This is a genomic window from Microcoleus sp. CAWBG27 (assembly GCF_020883145.1).
Taxonomy (GTDB): Bacteria; Cyanobacteriota; Cyanobacteriia; order Cyanobacteriales; family Microcoleaceae; genus Microcoleus.
The window spans coordinates 69476-92466 of the sequence record NZ_JAHREU010000025.1 but is presented as its reverse complement, the minus strand read 5'-3'; the positions used below and the strand labels follow the sequence as shown (position 1 = coordinate 92466).

The window sequence follows — 22991 nt, the reverse complement described above, 5'->3', positions numbered from 1 at the left end:
TTCGTCGAGATATCGAAATCGAAGAAGACGCTTCGGATTGAGATTTAATTTGATTGCTGGCATTTATAATTATGAACTTTCTTTGAAGACAAATTAGCGCTCGCCTGAGACTTTCGCAAGAGGTCTAATAATGCCCGTCAATTAGCAGCTTATGCAGGTTTAACACCCTGTGAACGGAGTTCTGGGACTTCTGTTAAAGGCAAAACTCGTTTGTCCTGTACCGGCAATGTCCGACTACGAAAAGCATTGTATCTGCCTGCGGTAGTGGCAATGCGTTACAACCCTTTGTTGAAAGCTATGAGTGACCGATTATTAGGTCGTGGCAAGGTCAAAATGCAGGTGATTGGCGCTCTGATGAGGAAATTGGTGCATTTGGCTTTTGGTATTTTAAAGTCCCAAAAGCCTTTCGATCCCAATTATTTACTTGCTACCCCTTGACAGGTCAAGACAGTATCTACGGGGGCTACGCCAAGGTCGAGGATCGCCCACTGCAATGCCCCAAGAACCACTGTCGCACTGGTTGAACGAGGCGATCGCCAAAAGTTAAGTCTGGGCAAAGATTTTTAGGTAAAATACTTGTAGTCGAGTTCATGATTTTCCTCAGTAATCCGGATTAACAAAAAGTTATAAATCACCCTGATTACATCATCAACCAAATCCACCGTTACCCCAGTGACGTGAATAATTATTTCCTGTGACACTCGCGGCCTCAAAATGTGATATATAAAGTTCATAGTTGTGATGGTAAGTCCGCAAAAGTGTGAGACAGATCACCGCCCTTACCAGCTAAATGCTGTATCCTTAGAGGTATATAGAACCCATTTGACATCTTTTACGGTCTTGTGGTAGCGTGACCGTAAAAGCATTATCCAGTAGCAGCCATGCCTTATTGTAGCAGTTTAACGGATTCAGAATGGGAAATAATTGAACCCATACTACATCAGATATTGCCCAAAAAGAACCGAACTAGACCATGTAACTGGACAAAAAGAGAAATCTTAGATGGAATTTTCTATCAACTAAAAAATGGCTGCAATTGGCAAGACTTACCTAAAGACTTGCCCCCCTATTCCACTGTATATTGGCATTATAAACAGTGGCGACAACAGGGAGTCATAGAAGAGCTGATGAGGGTGTTACATGAGACAGTGCGCGAACAGGTAAAAAAAAGCCAAATGGACTACATTGATGATTATAGACTCACAAGCCGTAAAAAATACTTGTAATGCTAGTATTGAGTCAAGAGGGTTTTGTTTCTACAAGTCTACAAATGGTATTAAAAGACACCTAGTCGTTGATACATTAGGGTTTCCATTCTTTACTCACTGCACAAAAGCTAGTGTATCAGATGATGCTGGTTTGATTGAAACTTTGACTTTAAACATCGATTATTTTAAGTCCAAACCTCTAAATATTCCGAAAATTACACTCTTACTAGACAATGGCTATCATCCCGAACATCTCACAAAAGAGTTAGAAAAAATTTATCAGAAATTATGACAAAAATCAAGTTTGAACTTTCAGAAAAGCCATCAAAATCCGAAAAACAAGCTCAAGGAAAATCAGGATTTGTCCCAGTTAAAGCAAGGTGGGTCATTGAACGGTCAAATGCTTGGATGGAAAGATGTAAAATTTTGGTGAAGAACTTTGAGAGAAGTTTGGCAGCGGCGACTGCCAAGCTCAACCTTTGTTTTATTAGGCTGATGATTAGAAGGCTTGCACCCTCTTCTTAGATGTCAAATGGGTTCTATAGAAAAATTATCTAAGTGGTAACTGCCGGCCTCTACTTTACTGCGATATATCACCCGGTCAATTAACTAATACAAGGTTTCAGGCAATGATTAAACAAAAATATAAATATGCCGACCTTTCTCAACGTCCCCACACAGATACCGTCCTGGAAAAACTCCCTGTAGAAGTTAAGGAGTGGGCAGAAAGCTTGCCTTGGAACCAGCGACGCTACGTTTTGTCCCTCTCCTACATATTGTGTGCATCTACTCCCGAGTTTCAAGCCGAATTCTTAGATGAGTACACAGCCGATGGCTTAGTCTCAAAAATGTTTGAAGATGTAGATACTCTACACCGAGTCAAAGAGTATTTAATCAGATTCCGAGTCAAAAAAGAATTAAACGAATCTGATTTAAGAAGCTACATCAAACAATTTTATATCCACTCATCTCAACAAGCGCTCCGGGAAACAGACCAATATTTAGAATCTGCACTGCGTTTCGTATTGAGTACAGAAGAACGGAATAATGTTTTTAACTACATTTTGGGTTTTGAATTTATTAAAATTGTGTTTCAAATGAGTTGGTTGCAACACGAAAGATTAGCCAGACTTCAAAAAAATCAGTCGCAGTTTATTGAAAGCTATATCAAGCCAATTCAACACGCACACAAAATTAATGCCATAATTGTACCGAAAGATGAGAGAATCTTTTTTGCTAGACGCGCTTATTACGTTCAACAGCCTAACATTTCTTACACAAAACTTATCGAGTTAGTCATGGCTACTTTTACTACAGAAATGGTGACTCACTGCGGATTTTCGATCAGCCGCCACTCTCAAGCTATGCGCTTTGACTGCGATTACATTTACGATCCCCAACCAGAAGAAGCAAGATTTCCTACTGACTTGCAATTTATGAATTGACTCTACGCAGTAAAGTGTATGCTCCGCGTAAACCCTAGGTTGCTTTTTCTCTTTACTTTTAGTTTCGCGTTGCGCCCAGGATAGTTTTTGGAGCATCGGACTTCTAGTTTGCAGTTTAAAACCGGTTGTTCAGCCTGACTTTCTCTAAAATAGGACGGCTTTATCAATTGGCCTTACGCTTGCGTTTGTTCAATTTCAAACCAGCTAACTATCACTCCCGCTAACGGAAGAGCCAGAAATATTCCTAAAAGTCCTGTCGCTCTCGCGCCTACTCACAGTGCAAAAAATACGACTACCGGATTGAGGTTAAGCGGATTTTGCTTGAGTCTCGGATGAATAAAGTTATCTTGAAATAGTTGACAGTTGATGGTTGACCTGTGACAGAAAGAAGAGGGAAGAAGGAACAGCGAAGAGGGAAGAATGCAGTGCTTTCTCACTTCTGTCTGTGGTAAGGGTGGGTTCTGTTTACGATAAGTACGATCGCGCTCGCCATTGCCCAATCACACACAAAGGCGATCGCACAAACAGCCTTTGACACCCGAAAACCGCCTCGGAAACTCTTGGCGGTGCCAGTATTTGTCGCTTTGGGTGCCGCAACTAACACACAAACCCTCAAACAAAGCTGGCGCCCAAATACCCGGTTTCAGTCCCAGCCTCCAAAAATTTCAACTCTGCCTTGTGGCAGATAGTACGAACAGCTCAATTTTTGGGATACTAGAAATTAGCACTCAACTTAGCTGAGGAACAAACGTGCTGCTATCAAAAGGCTTTGAAGTAGAAATGTATACCGGCACGCCCGAAGGTGAGGTTGTCGGTCTCTCCGATCGCATAGTCGCCGATCTAGAGGGATTTGTGCGGGAGCCTGATAGTCGCAATGTGGAGTACACGACTGCCCCCCTGTGCAGCTACGATCGCCTGCTGTGCGCCCTAGTCAAGCCGCGAGTCCGGCTGCGCGAGTATCTCAAACAGTTGGGCGACTATACCTTGCTCCCGGGAAGTACCCTGTCTCTCGGTGGGAGCGATCGATTTTACCGATCGGATCCCAACAACCCCTATCACACCTACATCGAGCAAACCTACGGCACCAAAGTCGTCACTGCCAGCATTCACATCAACATCGGCATCTCCGAACCAGAAATGCTGATGCGCGCCATCCGCCTCGCCCGCGTCGAAGCACCGCTATACCTGGCATTGAGCGCTTCTTCCCCGTTCCTCGACGGCGAAGTCACGGGCTATCATTCTACCCGGTGGGGTTTGTTTCCCAAAACTCCCGCGATCGTCCCCCTGTTTGAAAGTCACAAGCATTACATCCAGTGGACTGAAGAACAGCTAGAACTCGGCAGTATGCAAAACGTCCGCCATTTGTGGTCTGCTGTGCGGCCAAATGGCGATCGTCGCCCCTACTGTCTCAACCGCCTCGAATTGAGAATTTGCGATCTTGAAGTCAATCCTCTGGCTTTGTTGGCCATCACTGCCTTGCTAGAAGCTCGTATTTGGCAGATGATGGAAGACCCCGGCTTAGACCCCTTAGCACTCAGCACCTTACCGGCCGCCACCCGCAATCAAGACTTAGTTGCCCTCACCGACGCCAACGAAATTGCTGCATCCCGGAAAAGTTTGGATGCCGAACTCACCCACTGGCAAGACGGCAGAAAGATTTTGGCGCGAGATTGGATTGAGGAAATTTACCAGGAAGTCTGGCCGATCGCCAAAAAACGCGGCTTTAGTTGCTTTCTCTCGCCGCTCAAAAAGATTCTCCGGGAAGGCAACACCGCCCAGCAGTGGTTGAAACTTCACGATCGCGGTTTGGACACCCGCAGTATTATTCTCCAAGGGATTGATGGGATGGCTCACCAGGAATGGGAGCTGGAAGACAATTTGTGCGGTCAGTTAGTCGCTTGAACAGTAGCAGTGCAAAACAAATCAGAATATTTAATCAATGGCAGCCAGCACCTGTTATAAATAAAAGCTATGAATAGTATCTACCTTTGGGTAGATTTCTAAATGTGCCAATAGCTGTATTTTTTGCTTTGATAGCAACTGCCAAGACGTGCTTAATCGCTGAAACCATTGCTATCCTTGGGGCGATGGGGGTTGTCAACTGTCAACTGTCAACTGTCAACTGTCAACTGTCAACTGTCAACTGTCAACTGTTTAAAGCTTCATGCCCCAACTTGTCTTGATTCACCCGCAAATTCCCCCGAATACTGGCAATATCGCCCGCACTTGCGCTGCCACAGGCACTACATTGCATTTAGTCGGCCCGCTGGGGTTTGAAATTAGCGATCGCTACCTGAAAAGGGCCGGCTTAGATTATTGGCCCTATGTCAATCTCCACTGTCACGAAGACTTAGCTGCTTTTGAGATATTTCAGCAGGAGCGAGGAGGGCGAACGATCGGATTCAGCACTGGTGGACGATGCAGTTATACCCAATTCCAATTTCAGCCCAGCGACTGGTTGATGTTTGGCTCAGAAACTGTCGGCATTCCTAAATTGGTCTTGGATGCCTGTGATGCCACAGTTTTTATTCCCATGAGCCAGCCTGGAGTCAGGAGTTTGAATCTCTCTGTCAGCGCCGCTGTAGGTTTATTTGAGGCTAAACGACAGTTGGGCGAACTCGGATAAATCGCGATCGACAGATACATACATATATAGATATTTAATAGCTGTCGGCTACAGCCAACTCTCGTTTTAAATATAAGAAATTTGTATCAAAGCGGTGAAAATCTAGATAGCGGAGATTAATATATTTTATTCATCCAAAAACAGATTGTTATCAGTAATACCAAATTAGTCGCTGCGAGGATGTAGCCACAAAAACAGAGGATTTCAGCGATTTAAGGCGCCAGGGATCGGCTGATTGTGCCTGAAGGCTATTGATATCTAGTGAATATACGGTTGTAGGTTGTCCGGAAATTAGCATAGAGTCGGACAATAGGTGAGAGTCTTAGCCTGTGCGGGAACGGATATTTTATGTATTCGTTCCAACTATTGCGGTGTAAGGCTTGTGGGGTGTAATTGCAGCGGGTTTGACCGAGAATTTTAAAAATTATTACGGTTCGAGCTTGTCTAAATTAAAAAAGCAAGGTAATCTTGCCTAAGCACGATCGCTTTCAACAATCAGAATATTTTTGGTTGTTGATTTAAATTCAGCATCATGCAATCCCTTGAGTGTTTCCAAGGACAGTTAGCGCTTCTCAGTAGGAGGTCGTTTTTTTGAAACGAACATATCCCCAAAAAAATAAGCCTGTTCAGGCTAGTGAAATCGACAGAGACGGTTCTGCGGAACCGTCCAAGCAGACAACGCTCAGCACAGGCAGAGTTCGCTCTCTCGCCACGATCGGGCTGGCAATATCGGTAGGTGCTTCTGGCATCCTGCTGCCGAGAAACGGAGACAGCGCTCGCGCGTCTGAACTCACACCGACAGCAGAATCGACCGTTGAATTAAAGCCTGTATCGACCAACGGGCCCGCTACCACCGGACAAGTTGACGGCTCCTCAGCCGAACAGGCAGGGGTTAAGGTTCAGCAGGGACAAACCCTTTGGGATCTGTCTCGGGACTATGAAATTGAACCGAAGGCACTAGCAACTGCCAACGGCATCAAACCCGATACCGCACTCCAAGCCGGCCAAGAACTTAGAATTCCGGAGGCTCTAGAAGCCTCGCCACAAGAGAACCCTGGCAATACTGCCACAGTCAATCCAGAACAAAAATTAAATCTAACTGGCTCCGAGTCGTTGGATAGTGCAGCCCAGTACGGGCAGCCAACGGCAACGCCAGAGATGGCGACGGTACCGGCACAAAGCTCGATCGACAGCCCGAACGCAGACGGGGCGATCGACAGTTTGAAAAAACAGGAAAACCGCACTACAGCATCAGGTCGGTCCCTGTTGGACTCTGAGGTGGGAGCAAATTCATCTACACCTGCTGTACCGACGGTGGCATCCCCCGAATATGCCACCTCGCCAGCAATTCCTGACCTCAGGGCCACACCTGTAATTCCCAATGCCTCGGTGGGTCAAGCAGCATCGACCGATCGATCGTTGGAGTCCATTGAACAGTCTCTCGCAACACCTAGTTTGCCCTCCGCTGTGGTAGTGTCCCCAGCAGGCAGTAGCGCAGGACCAGCCCAGGGGCTCTACAACGTGCGCCCGGGAGATACGTTAGATGCGATCGCCTCTAATTACCGGGTATCGCCCAAAGAGCTGATCGCCGTCAACAAGCTGGGCAATCCCAACTTGCTGAATGTCAATCAACGGCTGAAAATTCCCAACGTTCGGTCAAATAATCCAGCGGTGCAGGCGGCAGCATCTGATTCTGCCTCTAACTCTACATCTGTCTGGTCGGCGACTTCGGTTCCCGCATCTTTGAACCCCAGTTCGTCTACCTCGGAAATAACCAGTGCTGGCGTGGCAGCACCCGCCCCAAAAGTGGCCGTTGTCTCTCCCTTGGGGAACTTGGAAGGTCTGAACAATATTTCAGCGCCGATGGTTCCCAAAATTAACAGCATTCCGCTAACTCAAGTTTCTCAAACCATTAGCGACAACAGAAAGCTGGAACTTCAAGGCGAACCAACATTTACAGGTGCCGTTGACACCAGCGCCCTGCCCCAGCCAGCAAGTGCAACTGCTAGCAACGTCGCTGTTGCATACCCGCAGCCGATGGGCTTGCAAAATGTTAGCGCCCAGGGTTTAAATCCCGCTCCCACGAACGCTGTAATTGAGTCGAATGCCGAGGATCTACCCACCGCTACCGCTCTCAACCCTTATTCCGAACGTTTGAGAGCAGAAGTTGTCAGACTGCGAGAGGAATATCGCGCCGAGCGCAATTCGATCGGGGCAAATGCGGTTTCCCTGGCTCCAACTGAGGGCCCAGAAGCGAAACTCGCCTCCAACCCGTCTGAAGAACTCCCAAGCGTCAATCCCGACCTCTACACCCCCGAATACGCTGGAGCGGTGCAGAATGAAATCGGCAGACCGCCGTCGAGAGGGTGGTCTCAGGAAGTTCAGAAACAGCAGCAAGAGCGTTTCGATCCCGCTCGTGCAGCCGAACTGCAACCGATCAACCTAACGCCGACCTCTACTCAAGAACGACCGGTGGTAGCAACTGCTCCTTTGGGTTCCGAGGGTTATGACCCCCTGAGCAACCCGTCTTTGGGACGCATGGTTTCTCCAGAACTGCCTCCACTTTCGGGCGCTGATACTTATCTGCCTAACGGCGGCGGCAAACAGCAGTCGGCTAACGGATTGATTTGGCCGGCTAAGGGCGTTCTCACTTCTGGCTACGGCTGGCGCTGGGGACGGATGCACAAGGGAATTGATATTGCAGGGCCGATCGGCACGCCAATTATGGCCGCCGACAGCGGGGTGGTTACCTATGCAGACTGGAACGACGGAGGCTACGGCTATCTGGTGGAAATTACCCATCCAGACGGATCAGAAACGATCTACGCCCACAACAGCCGAATTTTGGTGCAAAAGGGTCAGAAGGTCGAGCGCGGCGAACAGATTTCAGAAATGGGCAGCACCGGCTTCAGTACCGGGCCGCACTTGCACTTTGAAATCCATCCCGCCGGACAGGGTGCTGTCAATCCAATGGCTTTTCTGCCTAACGATACCTCCAGCGCTTCTCGATAACGACTGGTCTGAAGTTATGGGTTTTGAATCATTACCAAAACTCATAACTTAGATCGGAAGGTATGAGAAATTCGGTTGTTGGGAATAGAGACATATTTCCACCTACCGTGCTACGATGGTAAATCGTGAAGTAAGTTTGGCTCAGTGGCGCAGTGGTTAGCGCAGGGGACTCATAAGCCCAAGGTCGCAGGTTCAAATCCCGCCTGAGCCATGATTTAATAGAAAAAATCACGCTCTCTATTTTGAGAGCGTGATTTTTTAGACTTGCCGAGAACATACTTGTAGTCGTTATGAGTATGATATATTTGTAACAGTTCGTAAAAAAGGAAACAAAATCTATGACAAGTGAATGCCTCCGGGTTGGTCAAGCTGCACCCGATTTCGCAGCAACAGCCGTAGTGGATCAGGAATTCAAGACAGTTAAACTGTCAGACTATAAAGGCAAAAAGTATGTAGTCCTGTTCTTCTACCCCTTGGACTTCACCTTTGTGTGCCCAACTGAGATTACAGCATTTAGCGATCGCCATGAGGACTTCAAGAAAATCGATACCGAAATCCTCGGCGTCTCAGTTGACAGCGAATTCTCTCACCTCGCTTGGATACAAACAGACCGCAAATCCGGCGGTGTCGGCGACCTCAACTATCCGTTAGTAGCTGACCTCAAAAAAACCATCAGTTCCGACTACAACGTCCTCGACCCAGAAGCAGGTATTGCCCTCAGAGGTCTGTTCATCATCGACAAAGAAGGCATCATCCAACACTCTACTATCAACAACCTTGCCTTCGGCCGTAACGTAGACGAAACTCTCCGCACTCTGCAAGCTATCCAACACGTCCAGTCTCACCCCGATGAAGTTTGTCCCGCAGGCTGGCAGCCCGGTGACAAAACCATGACACCCGATCCAGTTAAGTCCAAAGTATTCTTTGCTGCTGTCTAACTCGATCGTTTTGAGTTGTAGGGCGGCGCCTGTGAGTGTCCGCCCTCGAAACTTTCGGTGCAATGCCCAATGCCCATTGCCCTATGCCCAATGCCCAATTCCCCATTCCCAAATTAGCAAATATGCTGACTTCTACTGATTTTAGCGGCTTGTTAAATCAGCGGTTTTTCCAAAATTTATTGCCTGTTCCCGCGACTAATCTTCTGAAGCTGGGACAGAGGACACCAGATTTTGAATTACCGGATATTAATAATGGCAAATTGGTGCGGCTGTCGAACTATCGGGGCGATAAGCCGGTAGTTCTGGCTTTTACGCGGATTTTTACTGAAAAGCAATATTGTCCTTTCTGTTTTCCTCACATTAAAGCTTTGAATGAAAAGTGGGAACAGTTTGCCGATCGCAATATAGAATTATTGATGGTAACAAGCACCGACGATCGCCAAAGCCAAATTGTAGCTAGAGATTTAGGCTTGAAAATGCCTCTGCTCTCCGATCCAGCCGTAAAAGTGTTTCGGGCCTATGAAACCGGTCAAGCTTTGGGTGCTCCTTTGCCGGCTCAGTTTGTTTTGGATGCAGATGGCAAACTCCTATATAAACATTTGTTTTCGTTCATAGACCACAATGCTAGTGTGGAAACTTTGCTGAACTCTCTGCCAAATTAGTGCACAGTTTGTAGCTAGTAGTTGGGTAAGGTGTGTCGCTGTGGAATTTTCGATTTTGGTTGAGATTTTCTGCAAGCGACGCACCTTACGGCAAGATAGAGCGGACTGAAGTCCGCACTACGAACCTTTTTAAAATAGAAAATCAGTGGTGTCTATCGCCCCAGCATTTACCCCAATTAAGGAAGCTAAAACTTGCCCGTTGGATACTAGCTTAATCAAAGTTCGATCGCTATTTTGACTGACATCTAATTGTGGAAAAGTCAAGCTATTGGTGAGGAAAATCAAATCTTTTCCATCCTCAAAATCGACAATTGTATCGATCGCACCATCAGCAGATAGCAATATGGTAAACAGTTTTCTCTAATAGTAACTTACTCTATCCTTTCCTGAGCGGGCACTACCCCGAAATCCTCGATAATCTTTTTAGAACTTCACCTGACGCACCCTACCAGTCGATCGTCCTGTGATAGTTGCGTAATAAGTGTTCTACTGAAATTAATCGGTCAAAAATTGCAATAAAAGCCCTCTAAGGTTTGAATACTCAAACCTTTTTGGGTTAAAATATATAGCACTGCACCGCTGACTAAAATGAAGATAACCGATTTCTGTGAACCCAATATAAACAGGTAGATACTACTTAAACGATTTTTTTACAAAAATATATAATATATAAGTAATGACTTTGACAACAAGTATGATTGATGACTAGGTAATAAGAATTATCATGATAATTCCTGGTAAAATATGAGGTTTGTTAGCAGGGCGATCGATCGCTATTGAGGAAAACTGAGGAAAACTGAGGTTTGTTAAATCCCAAATAAATCCGAGGTAGATCGAAGTGATGTCATCACCTCGATCGCGAAGCCCTCGCAGACGATCGCACTTTTAACCCCAACTATCTTAATAAAAATACATAAAACTCCTGCGATCGCCCAATCACTCATCTAGTGATAAATACTCATTGTGCCAATTGTTAGGGCGGAATGTGGAGATGTGCGATCGGCATAAATCTACGCTATAGCTGGAATGTAGCTAGTAGCAGTTTAAGCCGATGTCGTCTCCTAAAGGTCGATCGAGCAAAATAGAATTGAGCATCTTGGCCTCGCATCCTGAGTTGTTGACAGGTTTGGATGCGTGGCTGCGGCTAGGCTTGATTTCGCCGGCTGAGGTTGAAGAATTGTGCAGCCAGCACTTAGTCTGCCCGCTGCCCGAAACCGCTGTGGGCCTTTCTGAAATTGACGATCGCGCCAACTCTTCTATTCCCGAACCACAAGTACCAGGGACATCCACACAAAAAGCATTACCCAGAACCACAAAAAACGTTGTCGAGCGCGCAGAAACCCCTCAAACCCCAACTTTTGCCTCTCAAATTTTGCAGTCGCTCATCGCCGAAATTAGCGTCGTGTGGCTGTTGTTTTTAGGAGTGTTCATGGTAGTTGTCTCCTCAGGAGTCTTGGCTGCCAGTCAGTGGGAAAAATTTCCTGCTGCCGGACAATATGGAGTTTTGTTAGCTTATACTTTAACTTTTTGGGCGATCGGCAGTTGGGCAAAAAAACAGCCTAATTTACACTTGACTGCTCAAACTTTGCAAGAAGTTACCCTGTTGCTAGTGCCGATAAATTTTTGGGCGATGGACACCTTTGGATTGTGGAAATATCCTTGGGATTGGGCAGTCGCCATCGTCGCTGCATTTATTTTGACTTGGATAACGCGCGGAATTATTAAAGATCAGTATCAAAGTTTGTGGGGGAAAAATGTAACTACCTCGATCGCCCTAAATCACTTGGGATTGAGTTATTTGCACTGGGGTTGGGGATTTGGAGGGTTTGCCCTAGCTGCGGTTTACTTGGGTACGGTGGGAACTACTGCTGCTACAGTTTATCAAGTTCAGCAACAACGAGTACAATCTATTACACGTGGGGGAAACACTGAAACTTCCGCCGCTGCTTTCAGTTACAGCCGAGATTTTTTGACTTACAAAAAAGCCGCTTTAGTAGCTTATTCCTTGGGAATTTTACTGGGTCGGGCGATATTTGTCAAGGATGTCAACATCCATGAAATGGGCTTAGCCTTGGGAATTTGCGGCGTACTTTTAGCGTGGCTGGATTGGCCGCAATCCCTTGCATTTGGAACTACTAGAAACAATATATCCAACGAGCCAAATCCCGGCAACTTTTTTAACTGGCAATTAGCCGGAGGGGGTTTGTTGGGTTTGGGGTGGCTGGTTTGTTTTCGCGAAATTCCTCTACAGGCGATCGCAATTAGCGCCTTGGCTATTTGGTTTTTTTATAACCGCTTAGTGCGGTTTTGGCAAAAGTTGGATTTGCTAATGCTTTTCGCCGTGGGACTTCAAAGCATTTGGCTAGTTTGGCGAGTGGTTCCTTTAGGGATTAAAACACAATTTGTTGCATTTTTAACTCAGCTTAGCAACTCTGGGCAAACTCCTTGGGCTTTTTGGGGTGTTTTGCTGTTGCCTTATTTAATTTTAACGGTAAGTGCGGCGCAGTGGCTCTACCGATCGCGAAAGTTTCCACTTGCCCATTTTGCCGAAAATCTTGCCCTCGGTTTGGGCAGTGTTTTAACTATTATTAGTGTAGTCAATCCGTTTTGGCGATCGATCAATTTATTAATTTCTACTGTAACTTTAGGTTGGATCGCTTGGAAATACCTAATTCCCGATAACTCCCGGCGAGTTGCGATGCCCGTTTCTGCTGTTGATACCAAGGGAAATCCGGCATTTTGGGTTTCGCTGACTCACATTACTGGTTTGTGCGGCTTCGCTTCGGCAATTGACTTGTTTTTGCCAAACCAGAGAGATTATGTTTGGGCAGGAATTTTATTGATATTGATGGTGGCTGAATGGGGATTTTTTGTCTGGATGAAATCGGCAAATACCAGAGAAAGTTCTGCTTTCTTTCGCTGGCATCCTGCGTTATTCCAAAGTTCCTGGTATCTGGGATTGGTGTTGGCAGGATTGAGCTTTATCTTGCTGTACAGTAATATGCACTCTCAGTGGGGTTTGATGTGGCTGGCGACTCCTTTGGCTTTGACTGCTGTTGCTACATATAGTGAAACTTCGCACAAACAACTTGCAAGTACCTTAAGTTCGATCGCCCTAATAATCGCACAATTTCTGATTTTTGACTTTCCGGCATACAGGTTAATCAGTTTGGGTTTGGCAGCGCTGTTGATGTTAGTCAATACTTACTATTTAATTGAACTACCAGCGGCTGCAATACAAGTCGGATTTGGCTTGAGTTTCGTAGCTGCGGTAATTTATCAATTAGGATTTTTGTCTGGTTGGGCTTGGGCAATTGCTGGGGCGATCGCACTTTTGTGTCTCTGGTTGCTTCGCAGTACGATAGTTCGTTATTCTAGCACGTTGCCTGAACCTTCGACCTTAGCTGAAATTTACGATCGAGCTTTGGATGGTTGGGCAATCTTACTCACCAGCTTGCTGTTGACAAACATCACTCTTTATTCCTTGCAACTCTACGATTCACGCACTACCTTGAGTTTACCAGCCTCTACTCAAGTGCTGGCTGCTACTTTGGTAACTGTAGTTGCAATTGTTTTCCGAAGTTTGAGCGAACTTTCACCGCTGGCAATTTATGCCTTGGCTTGGAGTTTGGAGTTGGTGACAGCACTCGGTTTGAGCTTTATTGGACGCAATCTAATTAATTTGGCAGTCGCGAATATTGCCTTGGGCTTATTGACGCAATTGTTAGGCGATTGGTGGCGGCGGCGTAACCCCGACTACCGCCAAATTTTACCCAGCATTCACGCGATACCTCTACTTTACGGAGTATTGGGCTTGATTTTGCGATCGCACACCTTTACCAATAGTACAGGTTTAATCTCGTTGGGTGCGTCTTTAATTGCGATCGGCATTGGTAGGCGGCAGCAAGAATTTAAACCTTTAGTTTATTTGGGATTAATCGGCATATCAGCATCAGCTTACGAATCCCTACTATATCAACTTTCCCAAACACGAGGAGGATCTTTTGGTGACGGCTTAATTGTGCTAGCAACTCTCGGCACAACTTTAACATACATCTATCGGATTTTATCTCCTTGGCTGAGCAGCTATTTACATTTAACCAATGCCGAATTAAAAATATTTGCTCACCTGCACTGGGTTTTGAGCAGCGTACTCCTGATTTCAGCTTCAACCCACGATATTAAATCTGGGCTAAATTTAGGATTAGTCACTGGTGCTCTATTAGTGCAATACGCTTTCTTGCAAGGGCGAAATAATCTCGATCGCCAATGGGCAGAAATTTGGATTTACTTAGGATGGCTAGAAGCCTTTGGCATCCGGCTTTACTGGATCAATACACCTTTAGTTAAGTACATTTCCGGGCCGCTAGCGCCGTGGAAAGTTGCGATCGCTTCTCTATTTGCCTATTTCATTTACATCTTACCTTGGGATAACTGGGGTTGGTCAAAAAATCCCTGGAAGATCATCGCTTCTCTGATTCCAATCATCATGATTGTCGAAAGCCCCGCTAAATTTTATCCGATTAGCTTCCTCATAGCTGCCGCCTTCTATGTTTTCCTAGCTTGGGAAAAGCGCGAAGTCCGTTTTACCTACGTGAGTGTGGCGATAGTTGACTGGGTATTACTGCGCTGGTTTGGACAAATCGGATTGACTCAACCCGAATGGTATTTTACTCCTTTAGGGCTTTCTTTCCTTTATGTTGCTCAGTGCGATCGCGCTTTGCAACTACCAGCCCAAAAAAACCTGCGCCACAATCTGCGAATGCTAGCCACCGCGATGATTTGCGGGATACCTCTTTTGACTCAACACAACCACGGTTTAGTTGCAGGATTTTTTAGCTTGGTGGCGATTGCAGCCGGTTTGGCGCTGCGAGTGCGGGCGTTTTTGTTTGTGGGGACAGGAATTTTCTTAATCAATGTTTTCTATCAGTTGGTGGTGCTGATTTTTGACTATCCCCTGATTAAATGGGCAATTGGCTTGGCTTTTGGGATTGTGTTTATCTGGATTGCTGCTACTTTTGAGACGCGGCGCGATCGCATTTCGGCTTTCGTGCAGCATTGGGTTGTACAATTGCAATCTTGGGATTGAGTTTTCCGCAATAGACTTCTTCCTTTTAGTCCCTCCCTCATATCTGCGTTAATCTGCGTTAATCTGCGTTAATCTGCATGACATCTGCGGTTGCTCTATTCAAATCAAATTTTGTTGCGCCCCAAGAGCAGGCCTACCAAAACTATAATTTTTTGCTATAAAATGTAAAAAAAACGCCCTTTTTTTTCGGGTCAAAAGCTTGACATCCCCGGCTTAAAAAGGTATTATATGATAATGGAAGTGGTGGCAATTTTCAAATTTAAGCACATATTTCCATTATGATACAAATATACCTTAAAAATCCACATTAAGTCAATAGGTAAAAACTACTTTTTTAGCGCCGCGATTTAAGAGCCTAACTTAACCAGAATCAGCAAACAATTATAGGAAAAGATGGGCCGAAGCCCACCATAAAGCAGCGCTGTTAATGTTTAATCTCACTCGGGCTCGCAAGGGCGATCGAACATAATTTCAAAAATTCCCGATCGCACAAACCGACGCAAAGCCCTTAAATGGTCATCTGCATCTTGGCGATTGCAGAAACGCGCCACAATGTGATTTCGAGCATCCGACAAAACTCGCACAATCACCCAAGGTTTAGCATAATCCTGCCTGAAGAGATCGGACGTTTTCGTAACTTGCAGATTATCTTCCGGCTGTACAGTTACTTGCAGATTTGGAGAATATTCGGCAATTATCTGGGCACCTGCTTTTCGGAGAATGTCGAGGTAGCAGGCGATGAGGCTGCCTGTGAGATTGGCCGCCAACTGTTCGATTAGATGGCCCGCTAAGCTTTTGACCTCTTTTTCCTGCAACTGCACCCGCTGCGCGTCGAAATCCGCGTCAGAGTAGCTGCGGATGCAGGATAGGAGTTGCGTGATGCCGAATTCCTCCAAAGCCTGTTGATAGCCGCGAGAAAATTCGCTCTCGTCGCTGGAACGTTTTATCATGGTAATAGCTCTCTTTGATTTTTAGAGCCACAAGCCAGCGACGAACTTTCTCAGGGCACGCGCTGGCTTTTGACTTTTTAGAGTATAGCGTAAAGTGCTGCACATTTACAGCATAATGCTGTAAATTAGACAAAATACTGTAAATACATCACACTGACGATCGACTTAGACAAGAAAAAATAAACCTCTAATGACAAAACGCCTATCAACCTCCATCGCAGATGGAATTTACGATCAACTTCAAGATTGGGCAAACGAGGAACGCCGTTCAATTAGCGGCTTAGCAGCATTTCTGTTAGAGAAAGCTGTTCGGGAACATCAAGAAAAGATCCAAAAACAGCCACCGCCGTCTAATCAAAACCAGAACCCACAATAAGCTGGGTGCGAAATCATCGGCGATACACTTAAAATTGACAAAAACTTAATCTCTAATGACCAAACGCCTATCAACATATTTAGCAGACGGAATTTATACTCGCCTTGAGGAATGGGCAAAGCAAGAAGGGCGATCGACTAGCAATTTGGCAGCATTCCTGTTAGAGAAAGCTCTTGTAGACCATGAGGAGAAACTGCTAAAACAGCAGTCTTTGTCGGACGAAAAGCAGGCGCGACAGTAAAGTTTGTGCGAAATCGCCCGATCTCGACATTTATTTCTGATATCTCGATCGCCTCTCTTTCTCTCTTTTCTTTATTCTGTGGCTTTTGTGAATTTAGTCGCTTCGTTCCACAGATTATTTATTAATTCTGAGATTTTTTAACATTGGGGGCGATCGGCTCTTGACATCCACCTCTCAAAATGAGAGAATAATGACATACGCACACAAAACAAAAGCAAGTGGAAGGAAATAAGCTATGAAAATTCAAAAAAAAATACTAACAACATATGCACCTAATTTCAATTCGCACTCTCCGTGACGACGCTGCCATGTATCCCGATGTCAACAAACAAATTGATAGCTGGTATGCGACTGTCAAAAAAGAAGAATGGCAGAACTTGGAGGATGTTCGCAAGATTTACCGGGATGCCGAAGCAGTGGGAAATTTCACTGTCTTTAATATCAAAGGTAACGAATATCGCCTGATTGTCGGCATCGACTACGAGAGCCAAACTGTTTATTACAAATATTTCTTAACCCACGCTGAATACGATAAAAACAAATGGAAAAATGACCCTTACTTTTGATCGAGCTAATTATAGCAATTTGCTGGCAGAGGTCGCTCCACGGGCGATCGATACCGAGGAAGAATACGATCGCCTCCTAGCAGTAGCAGAGAGGCTGACGTTCGCCAAAAACCGTACTCCCGAAGAAAAAGCTTTACACAAGTTATTGGTAACTTTAATTGAAGTTTACGAGGAGCAAAACTATGCGATCGACAAATCCGAGCCTCACGAGATTTTGCAACACATTATGGAAGCCAGCGGCACCCGTCAAGCTGACTTAGTTGGCATCATTGGCTCTAGTGGTGTAGTTTCTGAGGTTGTCAATGGCAAGCGGGCAATTAGCAAAGCACAAGCTAAGGCACTTGGCGATTATTTTAAAGTTTCGGCTAGTTTGTTCATTTAATTAGGATTAATGCCAAAAAATGCGATTTATTTCGTAGTGCGGACTTCAGTCCGCTTTGATTTTGCGGACTGAAGTCCGCACTACAAACTGCACTACGAACTGGTATTTTTAAATTAAAAACCCGGTTCCTCCAAGAAACCGGGTTTTTAATCAGACATTATTTATCTGTTGGTCGATCGCACTTAATGGCTTAAGGCGAATTCCGGCAATCTCGGTTCAGATTCGCCACCGGGCAACACCTTAACCACACCGTTTTCATCCACATCTACGATCGCACTTTGGCCGTCTTTCAGCTTCCCAGACAGCATTTCCTCAGCCAGTACATCCTCCAACAACCGCATGATGGCGCGGCGCAAAGGTCGAGCACCGTAGCTGGGATTGTAGCCTTCTTTAACTAACAAATCCTTGAACTTGTCTGTCACCGACAAAGTGATACCCTGTTCGGTTAAGCGATTGAAAATTTCCTGCAACAAGATGTCAGCAATCTGCTTGATTTCTTCCTTGTTCAACTGGCGGAAGACAATAATCTCATCCAAGCGGTTGATAAATTCCGGACGGAAGAACTGTTTCAATTCTTCGTTTACCAAGCTGCGAACGCGGTTGTACTGACCGTCTGCTGCACTTTCGGCAAACTCGAAGCCGAGGCCGCCGCCACCTTTTTCAATGACTCGCGAACCGATGTTTGATGTCATGATCAGCAGCGTATTCTTGAAGTCTACTGTGCGACCTTTGGCATCAGTTAAACGACCGTCTTCCAAGATTTGCAGCATCATGTTGAAGACATCCGGGTGAGCTTTTTCGATTTCGTCGAACAAGACTACCGTATAAGGACGGCGCCGCACTGCTTCTGTTAGTTGGCCGCCTTCGTCGTAGCCAACGTAACCGGGAGGCGAACCGATGAGTTTAGAAACAGTGTGGCGTTCCATAAACTCGGACATATCTAACCGAATCATCGCTTCTTCGGAACCGAAGAAATATGTGGCTAAGGCTTTTGTCAGTTCCGTTTTACCGACGCCTGTGGGGCCGGAAAAGATGAAACTGGCGATCGGGCGATTGGGATTTTTCAAGCCAACCCGCGCGCGGCGGATCGCCCGAGAAACTGCGCTGACAGCTTCTTCTTGACCGATCAAGCGCTGGTGCAGCGTGTCTTCCATGTGCAGCAGCAATTCCGATTCCGATTCTGTCAGCTTGCTAACAGGTACTCCCGTCCAATTTGCCACGATGTGGGCGATGTCTTCTTCGGTGACGATGGGAGAGATTCTGACTTGGCTTTTGTTGATCGTAGCTTCGGCGATTTGGGCTTCGATCTCTAATTCGCGATCGCGCAATTTACCAGCTTTCTCGAAGTCTTGTTCGCGCACAGCAGCATCTTTTTCTTTACTGACGGACGGAAGTTGTTTTTTGAGTTCTTTAACTTCGGGCGGGGTTTGCGAGTTCAGCACGTGCACGCGAGAACCTGCTTCGTCAATTAAGTCGATCGCCTTGTCTGGCAAAAATCGATCGTTAATGTACCTGTCTGACAGCGTAGCCGCTGCTTCTAAAGCTGCATCGGAAATTGTCAGTCGGTGGTGCTGTTCGTAGGCCGATCGCAAACCGTACAATATTTCTATTGTTTCAGCCACACTCGGTTCTCCAACTTTAATCGGTTGGAAACGGCGTTCTAGGGCTGCATCGCGCTCGATGTGCTTGCGGTATTCATCCAACGTAGTCGCGCCGACACACTGCAATTCGCCTCGGGCGAGGGCTGGTTTGAGCATATTGGAAGCATCCATGCTACCTTGGATCGCGCCTGCACCAACTAAGGTATGAATTTCATCAATTACCAGAATGATATTGCCAGCCGCGCGAATTTCTGCCATGATTTTCGTCAGCCGTTCCTCAAATTCGCCTCGGAATTTTGTACCAGCAATCAGCGAACCCATATCGAGGCTGATTACTTGTTTGTCTTCTAAAATTTCCGGGACGTTTCTGTTAACAATCCGCTGGGCGAGGCCTTCGGCGAGGGCTGTTTTGCCGACTCCGGGTTCGCCTACTAACACTGGATTGTTCTTCGTGCGGCGCCCCAACACTTGGATCACGCGCTCGATTTCATTTTCGCGGCCCACGACTGGATCGAGTTTGCCGGCGGCTGCTAACTTAGTTAAGTTAGTGCCGAATTCTTCTAAAGTTGGGATTTTGCGATCGCCACCGCTATCTCCTCGGCCTCCGGGGATTGCCGCGACTTCTCCCACGGCACGAATGACTTGCGTGCGGACTCTCTGGCGATCGATCCCCAGGTTTTGCAGCACCTTCGCCGCCACACCTTCATCGTCTTGAATCAACCCAAGCAGAATGTGCTCGGTACCGATGTAATTGTGACCTAACTGCCGCGCTTCATTCAACGCCGTCTCAAAAATGCGCTTGACGCGGGGTGTAAACGGAATTTCTGGCGGGAGAAACCCGGAACCTCTACCGATGATATTTTCGATTTCATTGCGCGCCTCTTTCAAGTTGAGGCCCATATCCAGTAATACTTTTGCAGCGATGCCAGTGCCTTCGCCGACGAGTCCGAGAAGGATTTGCTCGGTGCCTACAAAATTGTGACCGAGGCGCCGCGCTTCCTCTTGGGCTAGCATTATTGCTTTAATGGCTTGTTCTGTAAAGCGTTCAAACATATTTTTTCCTTCCTACTGTCTTGGCGAGGGCTGTATCGCTGCTGGTGAGGAGCGATTTGAAATACTACACAAATTATATATGTAAATTTTTGTGTATTTCCTTCTTTAACAATGTATCGCTAGTAATTAGGGGCGGACAGTGGGGAGAGCCGAATAGCAGGGGTGTGGTTGCCGTCTCGCAGTACGCTCTACAATACGAGCTACAAGTGGCAATGCAAATTAAGGCTAATAATGTTGGATCTCACTTTACTTGGCGGCTGCCACTGTGTCAAGCATTTTCTCAAATTGGCAAGCGAAAGTGCCTCGGGGGGCAATCGGGGAATGCTTTTGTTTCAAATCACCCGCCTTGAGCCAAAGTATTGCACCCTAAAGTAAGTAATTTTATTTTAACAGATCGAGGGACTGCTCCGGGCGGGCGATCGCGATCGGCCAAATCGACAGCGTTTTTAAATTGCTATTAGTCGCCTACTTGCCCAATAAATTAGGAGGGCTTGAGACTCAGAATTTTTTGCAAGAATTTTGCCTTTTAACTTATAACACTTTCCTGATTTTACCGGAAAGAATTGGTTAAAAGCCCCAACCCTTTGAGAGAGAAATTAAAATCAGACTATTAATTACTCCAATCCTCAGACTTAAGGGTAGAGGTAGCTCTCGAACTGTCAACTGTCAACTGTCAACTGTCAACTGTCAACTGTTTAAAGCCATTGTGCAAGCAACTGTTCAATAACTTTCACAAAGCCGATCGCAATTTGAATCAACGGCCAACCCACCAGACAAATTAACGCCGCCCAGCGAGTTTGAATATCCAAACCTTGGCGAACCGCCACAATTACAGCCAGCAAACTCCACACAGCTAATATCCGCTCAATGCCTTCTCCCAGCAACGGAATCAACGTTAAAAAATTCAGCACTTGGGGGGCGTAGGCAAATCCGATCGGCACCAGCAACTCCCCATAAGTTACGTGACCCGGTTTCAGCCAGTCCCCGATTTTCGAGATAGTGAAACTCCAAAAATAATAACCACCCACGACTGCCAAACCATCTATCCAAAGTGCTAAGAATAACACAGATAGTTCAGTTCGATTGATTAACAAAATAACAGCATTGCCCAAGACACGAGACACCGCTGCTAAAATTACAATTGTTAAAGCTATCCGCTTAGTTTTGCCAGTGTAGGGAGTTTTTTCATAAAAATTGCCGTTCAAAGAAAGTGCGTTCCAAAGCGTTGCCCGCAAACCTGTAATTGAATCTTCTCCCTTCACCTTTAATCCCTGCTCCTCTAGATAGTTGACAAGTTGGATAAAATAAGCTCTAATACAGCAGAATCACCGAAGAAGCAGGGCAATTTTATTGTCGCCAGACAAATTAGGTACGTAGTTGCGCTTCAGCGCTCTTTATAATATTAGGAAAAGGAGCATCTCATTTTCACAATAAGGATGTTTTTATACAGTGCGAGCTTAAGATCTCGCGTGCTTTATACAGTGCGATCGGGGACAGCACTACAAATACAAAACTGAGATGCACCCTTAGGAAAGAGCGCTGAAGCGCAACTACGTACCTTGGCCCAAGCGCGATCGGAATATGTGCAACGACCCATTAAATTGGTATAACAGGCATTCTACCAGATTTTATTAAATGCTAAGATTCATTTTGCAGATACTTGCGTGGCTGCGCGGGGGAAGTTTAAATTTGTTGAGCATTGCAGGTGTAATCCTGATAATTTGGGGCATTCTTTCGCCGATCGGAACTGTGATCTGGTGGCTGGGTCAAAGTGCCGAAACTTTGGGTATCAAGAAAAATCCGCCGGAGATATTGCCCTCAAACAACGGGAATCTAGAAGCGCGCAAGTCTTCGCCGATCAATTGTTATATCATCTTTTTACCGGGAGTTGGCGATTTTTCGGGGAACGAATTAACACCGGGAGAAGAGTTTTTTCTCAAGCGTTTAGTTAAAAATCACCCGCAGTGCGTAGCAGTGGGCGATATTTTTCCTTATTCAGCTTCTAACAAAAGTTTGGGAGGAGAGCGGTTGCTAGCTCCTTTTTGGCGGTTTGCAGAACAGGAAAAAATCGGGCCGATTGCGGGAGACATATTCATCAAGATTCGCAATCTCTGGAGGTTTGCAATTTCTCTAGATTATCGCTACGGTTTTGCATACAATCAGGGAATTGCTAATGCAATTATCGATCGCATGAATGCTAAATCTCCGATTGCAGCTAATCCTCAAAAACCTTTGCAAGTTATTTTAATTGGCACTAGCGGGGGCGCACAAGTTGCTTTAGGTGCTACTCGTTATCTTAAAGAATGGCTGAATGCAGAAATTACAGTTGTTTCGGTTGGGGGCGTGTTTTCGGGAGAAAATGGTTTTGCAGAAGCCGATCGGATTTTTCATTTTCGTGGCACTCGCGATACAATTGAGGATATTGGTGGCATCGTTTTTCCCACTCGCTGGTACTGGTACGCGACTTCACCTTTCAATCAAGCGCGTTCGCAAGGCCGCCATGCAGAAGCTGTCAGCGGCCCTCACAAGCACGACGGCGATGATGGATATTTTGGGGAAAATGTGGCGGGGAACGGTCAAAAGTATGTAGATATCACGCTGGAAAAGATTAATCAATTACCTGTTTGGTCTGAGGGCGCGGTCAAAAGAGAGGACTGAAGTCCTCACTACGAACCTATAATTAGATTCGTAGTGAAGACTTTAGTCCTTCTTAATTCCTAAAGATTAGACTTAAATTGTAAAAATAATTAGGTTCGTAGTGAGGACTTTAGTCCTTCTTAATTCCTAAAGATTAGACTTAAATTGTAAAAATAATTAGGTTCGTAGTGAGGACTTTAGTCCT

21 protein-coding genes, 1 tRNA gene and 2 pseudogenes are annotated in these 22991 nt (G+C 45.9%); 18 read left to right on the top strand and 6 right to left on the bottom strand.

Annotated features, from left to right (window positions below):
- Both QZ938_RS16030 and QZ938_RS33070 read left to right on the top strand, forming a co-directional pair.
- Nucleotides 1-97: pseudogene (locus QZ938_RS16030) on the top strand (IS5/IS1182 family transposase); the annotation flags it as partial.
- 32 nt (nt 98-129) lie between these two features.
- Nucleotides 130-438, top strand: a pseudogene (locus tag QZ938_RS33070) (transposase); the annotation flags it as partial.
- 25 nt (nt 439-463) lie between these two features.
- On the opposite strand, the gene QZ938_RS16025 reads toward QZ938_RS33070, so the two are convergent.
- Nucleotides 464-592, bottom strand: a complete 129-nt coding sequence (locus QZ938_RS16025) for a hypothetical protein (RefSeq protein ID WP_293352354.1) — start codon at nt 590-592, stop codon at nt 464-466.
- Between the two features lie 289 nt (nt 593-881).
- Between QZ938_RS16025 and QZ938_RS33065 the strand changes: the two genes are divergently transcribed.
- The 4 genes from QZ938_RS33065 (at nt 882) to QZ938_RS16010 (ending at nt 2653) form a co-directional block, all read left to right on the top strand.
- A complete protein-coding gene (locus tag QZ938_RS33065) occupies nt 882-1226 on the top strand; it encodes a transposase (RefSeq protein ID WP_363318849.1) in 345 nt (114 codons plus the stop codon).
- Nucleotides 1189-1500: a transposase gene (locus QZ938_RS16020; RefSeq protein WP_293352359.1), complete on the top strand. Its 312-nt coding sequence runs from the start codon at nt 1189-1191 to the stop codon at nt 1498-1500. Before QZ938_RS33065 ends, QZ938_RS16020 begins: the two co-directional genes overlap by 38 nt.
- The gene (locus tag QZ938_RS16015; protein ID WP_293352352.1) at nt 1497-1733 is read left to right on the top strand and encodes a transposase; all 237 of its coding nucleotides are present in this window, start codon (nt 1497-1499) and stop codon (nt 1731-1733) included. The genes QZ938_RS16020 and QZ938_RS16015 overlap by 4 nt, the downstream gene beginning before the upstream one ends.
- A gap of 104 nt (nt 1734-1837) precedes the next feature.
- Nucleotides 1838-2653: a cobyrinic acid a,c-diamide synthase gene (locus tag QZ938_RS16010; RefSeq protein WP_293145915.1), complete on the top strand. Its 816-nt coding sequence runs from the start codon at nt 1838-1840 to the stop codon at nt 2651-2653.
- Between the two features lie 433 nt (nt 2654-3086).
- Here the strand turns inward: QZ938_RS16010 and QZ938_RS16005 are convergent, their stop codons facing one another.
- Complete coding sequence (locus QZ938_RS16005) at nt 3087-3257, bottom strand: hypothetical protein (protein ID WP_293145918.1); 171 nt, start codon at nt 3255-3257, stop codon at nt 3087-3089.
- 146 nt (nt 3258-3403) lie between these two features.
- On the opposite strand from QZ938_RS16005, the gene gshA reads away from it, so the two are divergent.
- The 6 genes from gshA (at nt 3404) to QZ938_RS15975 (ending at nt 9891) form a co-directional block, all read left to right on the top strand.
- Nucleotides 3404-4555, top strand: a complete 1152-nt coding sequence (gene gshA / locus QZ938_RS16000) for a glutamate--cysteine ligase (RefSeq protein ID WP_293145921.1) — start codon at nt 3404-3406, stop codon at nt 4553-4555.
- Between the two features lie 262 nt (nt 4556-4817).
- On the top strand, nt 4818-5279 hold the full coding sequence (locus tag QZ938_RS15995) for a tRNA (cytidine(34)-2'-O)-methyltransferase (protein WP_293145927.1): 462 nt from the start codon (nt 4818-4820) through the stop codon (nt 5277-5279).
- 591 nt (nt 5280-5870) lie between these two features.
- Nucleotides 5871-8291: a peptidoglycan DD-metalloendopeptidase family protein gene (locus QZ938_RS15990; protein ID WP_293145930.1), complete on the top strand. Its 2421-nt coding sequence runs from the start codon at nt 5871-5873 to the stop codon at nt 8289-8291.
- A 138-nt stretch (nt 8292-8429) separates the two neighbouring features.
- Nucleotides 8430-8502: transfer RNA gene (locus tag QZ938_RS15985), tRNA-Met, on the top strand.
- 127 nt (nt 8503-8629) lie between these two features.
- On the top strand, nt 8630-9229 hold the full coding sequence (locus QZ938_RS15980; protein ID WP_293145932.1) for a peroxiredoxin: 600 nt from the start codon (nt 8630-8632) through the stop codon (nt 9227-9229).
- A 122-nt stretch (nt 9230-9351) separates the two neighbouring features.
- Nucleotides 9352-9891 carry a peroxiredoxin gene (locus tag QZ938_RS15975; RefSeq protein WP_293352356.1) on the top strand — a complete coding sequence of 180 codons (540 nt, stop codon included), beginning with the start codon at nt 9352-9354 and terminating at the stop codon, nt 9889-9891.
- Nucleotides 9892-10020: 129 nt separating this feature from the next.
- Here the strand turns inward: QZ938_RS15975 and QZ938_RS15970 are convergent, their stop codons facing one another.
- Nucleotides 10021-10233, bottom strand: a complete 213-nt coding sequence (locus tag QZ938_RS15970) for a hypothetical protein (protein WP_293145935.1) — start codon at nt 10231-10233, stop codon at nt 10021-10023.
- A gap of 709 nt (nt 10234-10942) precedes the next feature.
- Here QZ938_RS15970 and QZ938_RS15965 point away from each other — a divergent pair.
- A complete protein-coding gene (locus QZ938_RS15965; RefSeq protein WP_293352350.1) occupies nt 10943-14980 on the top strand; it encodes a hypothetical protein in 4038 nt (1345 codons plus the stop codon).
- Nucleotides 14981-15417: 437 nt separating this feature from the next.
- On the opposite strand, the gene QZ938_RS15960 is transcribed toward QZ938_RS15965, so the two are convergent.
- Nucleotides 15418-15930, bottom strand: coding sequence for a hypothetical protein (locus QZ938_RS15960; RefSeq protein WP_293352348.1), 513 nt, complete (start codon nt 15928-15930; stop codon nt 15418-15420).
- A gap of 190 nt (nt 15931-16120) precedes the next feature.
- On the opposite strand from QZ938_RS15960, the gene QZ938_RS15955 reads away from it, so the two are divergent.
- The 4 genes from QZ938_RS15955 (at nt 16121) to QZ938_RS15940 (ending at nt 17495) form a co-directional block, all read left to right on the top strand.
- A complete protein-coding gene (locus QZ938_RS15955) occupies nt 16121-16306 on the top strand; it encodes a hypothetical protein (RefSeq protein ID WP_293145943.1) in 186 nt (61 codons plus the stop codon).
- 55 nt (nt 16307-16361) lie between these two features.
- Nucleotides 16362-16547: a hypothetical protein gene (locus QZ938_RS15950; protein ID WP_293352346.1), complete on the top strand. Its 186-nt coding sequence runs from the start codon at nt 16362-16364 to the stop codon at nt 16545-16547.
- A gap of 266 nt (nt 16548-16813) precedes the next feature.
- Nucleotides 16814-17113 carry a type II toxin-antitoxin system HigB family toxin gene (locus tag QZ938_RS15945; protein WP_293352344.1) on the top strand — a complete coding sequence of 100 codons (300 nt, stop codon included), beginning with the start codon at nt 16814-16816 and terminating at the stop codon, nt 17111-17113.
- On the top strand, nt 17097-17495 hold the full coding sequence (locus tag QZ938_RS15940; RefSeq protein ID WP_293352342.1) for a transcriptional regulator: 399 nt from the start codon (nt 17097-17099) through the stop codon (nt 17493-17495). The genes QZ938_RS15945 and QZ938_RS15940 overlap by 17 nt, the downstream gene beginning before the upstream one ends.
- 182 nt (nt 17496-17677) lie before the next feature.
- Here the strand turns inward: QZ938_RS15940 and QZ938_RS15935 are convergent, their stop codons facing one another.
- Nucleotides 17678-20149, bottom strand: coding sequence for an ATP-dependent Clp protease ATP-binding subunit (locus QZ938_RS15935; protein WP_293352340.1), 2472 nt, complete (start codon nt 20147-20149; stop codon nt 17678-17680).
- Between the two features lie 695 nt (nt 20150-20844).
- Nucleotides 20845-21411 (bottom strand): hypothetical protein, encoded by a 567-nt coding sequence (locus QZ938_RS15930; RefSeq protein ID WP_293145957.1) that lies wholly within the window; start codon nt 21409-21411, stop codon nt 20845-20847.
- Between the two features lie 373 nt (nt 21412-21784).
- Between QZ938_RS15930 and QZ938_RS15925 the strand changes: the two genes are divergently transcribed.
- Nucleotides 21785-22807, top strand: coding sequence for a hypothetical protein (locus QZ938_RS15925; RefSeq protein ID WP_293352338.1), 1023 nt, complete (start codon nt 21785-21787; stop codon nt 22805-22807).
- Nucleotides 22808-22991 lie beyond the last annotated feature (184 nt).

Coding starts and splice junctions, on each gene's coding strand:
- QZ938_RS16015 (WP_293352352.1), top strand. CDS start 1,497: ATGACAAAAATCAAGTTTGAACTTTCAGAAAAGCCATCAAAATCCGAA.
- QZ938_RS16020 (WP_293352359.1), top strand. CDS start 1,189: ATGATTATAGACTCACAAGCCGTAAAAAATACTTGTAATGCTAGTATT.
- QZ938_RS15980 (WP_293145932.1), top strand. CDS start 8,630: ATGACAAGTGAATGCCTCCGGGTTGGTCAAGCTGCACCCGATTTCGCA.
- QZ938_RS33065 (WP_363318849.1), top strand. CDS start 882: ATGCCTTATTGTAGCAGTTTAACGGATTCAGAATGGGAAATAATTGAA.
- QZ938_RS15975 (WP_293352356.1), top strand. CDS start 9,352: ATGCTGACTTCTACTGATTTTAGCGGCTTGTTAAATCAGCGGTTTTTC.
- QZ938_RS15925 (WP_293352338.1), top strand. CDS start 21,785: ATGCTAAGATTCATTTTGCAGATACTTGCGTGGCTGCGCGGGGGAAGT.
- QZ938_RS15950 (WP_293352346.1), top strand. CDS start 16,362: ATGACCAAACGCCTATCAACATATTTAGCAGACGGAATTTATACTCGC.
- QZ938_RS15945 (WP_293352344.1), top strand. CDS start 16,814: ATGCACCTAATTTCAATTCGCACTCTCCGTGACGACGCTGCCATGTAT.
- QZ938_RS15955 (WP_293145943.1), top strand. CDS start 16,121: ATGACAAAACGCCTATCAACCTCCATCGCAGATGGAATTTACGATCAA.
- QZ938_RS15995 (WP_293145927.1), top strand. CDS start 4,818: ATGCCCCAACTTGTCTTGATTCACCCGCAAATTCCCCCGAATACTGGC.
- QZ938_RS15960 (WP_293352348.1), bottom strand. CDS start 15,930: ATGATAAAACGTTCCAGCGACGAGAGCGAATTTTCTCGCGGCTATCAA.
- QZ938_RS15965 (WP_293352350.1), top strand. CDS start 10,943: ATGTCGTCTCCTAAAGGTCGATCGAGCAAAATAGAATTGAGCATCTTG.
- QZ938_RS16010 (WP_293145915.1), top strand. CDS start 1,838: ATGATTAAACAAAAATATAAATATGCCGACCTTTCTCAACGTCCCCAC.
- QZ938_RS16025 (WP_293352354.1), bottom strand. CDS start 592: ATGAACTCGACTACAAGTATTTTACCTAAAAATCTTTGCCCAGACTTA.
- QZ938_RS15935 (WP_293352340.1), bottom strand. CDS start 20,149: ATGTTTGAACGCTTTACAGAACAAGCCATTAAAGCAATAATGCTAGCC.
- QZ938_RS15940 (WP_293352342.1), top strand. CDS start 17,097: ATGACCCTTACTTTTGATCGAGCTAATTATAGCAATTTGCTGGCAGAG.